Raw genomic sequence first — 3929 nt, 5'->3', positions numbered from 1 at the left:
CCGAGTCCCCTGGTCGATCGATCTCGTGTTGCTGATTCTGGCGGCCGCCACGCTCGCCGGCGGCGGCGTATGCGTGGCGTTCGGCCAGCCGTCGCTCGCGCGATTCGCCTGGCTGCTGGGGACGCTGCCGGTCCTGCTCGCATTGACGGTCTCGCTAGTCAAGGCCGTGATGAGGCGGCAGGCCGGCATCGACGTGCTCGCGTGGCTCGCGATCGCGCTGGCGGTCGTGCTCGACGAAACGCTTGCGGCGGCCGTGATTGCGTTGATGCTGGCGAGCGGGCGGACGCTGGAGCGGTATGCGCAGGACCGCGCGCAACGCGAGATGAGCGCACTGCTCGGCCGCGTTCCCCGGCAGGCGACCCGTTTCGAGAACGGGGAATGGCTCTCGGTTGCGCCGGACACCCTTGTCCCCGGCGACAGGCTGCTCGTGCGGAGCGGCGAGTTCGTGCCCGTCGACGGCACATTGACCGGCGACGCGGAACTGGACGAGTCCATGCTGACGGGCGAATCGTCCACCCTGCGACGCCGTTCCGGGGAAACCGCATGCAGCGGCGTGGTCAACGCCGGCGCGCCGTTCGAAATGGTTGCCTGCGCGACGGCAGGCGACAGCACGTTTGCCGGCATCGTTCGCATGGTCGAGCGTGCGCAACGCGAGCGCAGTCCGTCCGTGCGTCTCGCGGATCGCTACGCAGCGTTCTTCGTGCTCGCATCGCTGCTCGTCGCGGGTATCGCGTGGCTGTTGACCGGCGACGTCGCACGTGCGCTTGCCGTGCTCGTCGTGGCCTCGCCGTGTCCGTTGATCCTCGCCGTGCCGGTCGCCATCGTATCCGGCATGTCGCGTTGCTCGAAACGCGGCATTCTGGTCAAGGGCGGAGGTGCGCTGGAGCGTCTTGCGCAAGCGACAATTCTGTTCTTCGACAAGACCGGGACGCTGACGGGAGGACGGGCGCGCATCGTTGCGATCGAATGCGGCGCGGACGTCGCAGCGGACGATGTGCTGCGTTTTGCAGCGTCATTGGCCCAAGCATCGGGCCATATCATCTCGGACGCGCTGACGGTCGCGGCGCGTGAACGTCGCATCGATCTGTCGCTGCCGTCGGCCGTCATCGAAACAGCCGGCGAAGGCGTGACGGGCCAGGTCGACAACCGGACCGTTGCAATCGGCAAGTTCGAATACGTGTCTGTGTGCGCGACGATTGCGCCGTGGAGCGACGCATTCCTGGCGCGAGTCGTCAGCGAGGGCGGGGCTGCCGTATTCGTCGGCGTGGATGGCGTCATGATCGGCGCGATTCAAATGGCCGACCAGGTGCGGCTGGAAACACCGCGGGCATTGCGGCTGCTCAAGCGCGAAGGCGTCGAGCGCCTCGTCATGCTCACCGGCGACCGGCGGGACATCGCCCAGGCCGTCGGCGAGTTGCTGGGTGTCACCGACGTGCGTGCCGAGCAGACGCCGACGGACAAGCTCGTCGCGATTCAGGCCGCGCGCAAGGAGGGCGTGACGATCATGGTCGGCGACGGCGTGAACGACGCGCCGGCGCTGGCGGCCGCCGACGTCGGTATCGCGATGGGTGCGCGGGGGGCGGCCGCGTCATCCGAAGCGGCCGACGTGGTATTGCTGGTCGATCGGCTGGATCGACTCGTGGATGCGATACGTATCGCGCGACGGTCGCGCCGAATCGCACTCGAGAGCGTGGTGGCCGGCATGTCGCTGTCGGTCGTCGCGATGACGATTGCGGCGGCCGGATTCCTGCAGCCGATTGCCGGCGCGGTGATTCAGGAAGTCATCGACGTCGCCGTCATCGTCAATGCGTTGCGCGTGTTGCTGGATCGCCCGAGGCCGACGAACGCCCGGCTCGACGATGTCGACGTCGAGCAGCTCAGGCGCGAGCACACGGCATTGTCACCGTTGCTGGACCAGATCAGGGATCTCGCGGATCGTCTGCCGGGACTATCCGGGGCCGCCATCGCCAGCGAGCTGGTCCACATGATCGACTCGCTCGACGAACGGCTGCTGCCGCACGAACGCGCCGACGATCTGGAGGTCTACGCGCGTATTGCACCGCTGCTCGGCGGCGAGGATCCACTGGCGGCCATGAGCGGCGCACACCGGGAGATATTCAAGATGATCCGATCGCTCCGGCAGACGGTCGCCGACCTGCCGCGCGACGGAACGAATGCCATGCAGGTGCAGGCGATACAGCGCTTGCTGTACGGGCTCGAAGCGATCGTGCGCCTGCATTGCGCCCAGGAGGAGGAGCTGTTCCACGCCGTGGGTGCGGATGCGTGACGACGAAGCGCGTCACGCACGCGACGCATGGACGAGCAGGACCGGTGTCTTCGTGATGCGCGCCACGCGCCCGGCCACGCTGCCGACGAGCCAGCCCGTCACGCCTCGCCGCCCGTGAGTGCCCATGACGATCATGTCCGCATTCCATTCGAGTGCGTCGCGCACGATCAGATGGGAAACGTCCGCGCCGGTTCGATCTGCGTGAATGAGTTGCGACTGCGCATGTCTGGCCGTGCCTTCGAGTATGGCCGTGGCAACCTGGAGTACATGATTTCCTTCGCCGATCAATGCTTCTTCCAGTGCCCCGCCAAGGACGAAGTCGCCCAGCATTGGGGGGGGATCAACCGCGTATATCGCACGGAATTCAGTGTCGGCCCGCGAGAATGTCAACCCCGTCCGCAATGCGTCGAGTGCAATCTCGCTTCCGTCGACGGCGAATAGCATCCGCCGTGGCACGTGCTCGGCAACCGACGCGAAACCTTCCGGAACGATGAGCAGCGGGCACCCGACGAGTTTGCCGAGCGGGCCGGAAACCGTCCCTTCGACCCATCCGAGCAAGCCATGATGCTGACGTGCACCGACGATCATGAGTTCGGCCTGCCAGGTTTGCGCGCTGTCGGCCAGTGCATTCACGACATCCCCGCCATGGGCGGCCAGGTCGACGACTTCCGTGTCGATGACGAGGTCGTCGCGATCCAGTGCGGCTTTCGCGCGCGACAGCGCATCAGAAGCATCCCTGAGCAATTCGACGCGCGCGGATTCGAGGAACGCCATGGTTTTCGATCCGAGCGGGAAGAGCGTTCTCGGATTTTCCGCAACGCTGACGATGTGCACCGCTGCATTCGATGGGGAGAGCGCTTTGGCATACGCGAGTGCATGGGCGGATGCGGTCGAACCGTCGACGGCGATCAGCACTCGCTGAGGAGCGCGGATGGCCTGGACGGGTGACGTGCTGGTGTTCATGAATGTCTCCCTATGGCGACTGACGTTCTCGTACACGGTAATTTTTCGCACGGGCGGTTTCTGACAGGTTGACCTTCGTCAACTACTGTAGGCGTTCATTATTAGTGCTAGCCGCGTTCAGAAACGTTGCTAGCGGAAATTCTCAAAGAAGCCTTGGCGAACAGGGGCTTTTTGAAGTTTTCTGGCGGCGGCTTAGCCGTTGCGTTTCTGCAACAGAAATTTGGCCAATGTTCACTAACGTTGCTAGCACGTTGCATGTGTTCTTTAATACTGCTAGCAAACGTTTCGCGTAGATTGATAGGAATCCATATGGCTTCGATCGACGAGCGGGCCGCTCGAGCAGCGAAGATTGCGTCCGTGCTTCGACCGCTTGGCAACGGCGTGCTTTCCCGACAGCAGGCTGAACGAGCAGCACAGCTATTAGGCGTTCACTGCACCACCGTATATCGCCTGCGTCGACGTTTCCTCGCAGATCCGGTCGCCAGCACATTAGAGCCAAGGCAGCCGGGTAGGGCGACCGGGGGCAGACTGGACGCCGCCTTCGAACGCGTCAGCGACGAGGCCGAGCACGAATGGCTCCTGAATTAGCACCACCTTGCGTATCCTGCAACTGATCTTGTGCTTGAGTGTTCTGAACGACGCCGATGTCACTGCATCACGGTGGAAGAGGGAGTGGCTC

The 3929-nt window shown here is 64.3% G+C and carries 3 protein-coding genes; 1 reads left to right on the top strand and 2 read right to left on the bottom strand.

What is annotated here, in order from left to right:
* A partial coding sequence (locus ABY44_RS28670) for a heavy metal translocating P-type ATPase (RefSeq protein WP_431642861.1) occupies window positions 1-2287 on the top strand: 2287 nt, incomplete at its 5' end.
* A gap of 12 nt (window positions 2288-2299) precedes the next feature.
* Here the strand turns inward: ABY44_RS28670 and ABY44_RS28665 are convergent.
* Both ABY44_RS28665 and ABY44_RS28660 read right to left on the bottom strand, forming a co-directional pair.
* Window positions 2300-3250 (bottom strand): universal stress protein, encoded by a 951-nt coding sequence (locus ABY44_RS28665; protein ID WP_059694531.1) that lies wholly within the window; start codon window positions 3248-3250, stop codon window positions 2300-2302.
* Between the two features lie 489 nt (window positions 3251-3739).
* Window positions 3740-3929 (bottom strand): hypothetical protein (locus ABY44_RS28660; RefSeq protein WP_431642860.1); only part of this gene is annotated, 190 nt, incomplete at its 5' end.

This window comes from Burkholderia sp. ZZQ-2, from assembly GCF_050768715.1.
Lineage (GTDB): Bacteria > Pseudomonadota > Gammaproteobacteria > Burkholderiales > Burkholderiaceae > Burkholderia > Burkholderia cepacia.
Note: the sequence above shows the minus strand (reverse complement) of the source record. Positions and strands in the feature narration are given on the sequence as shown.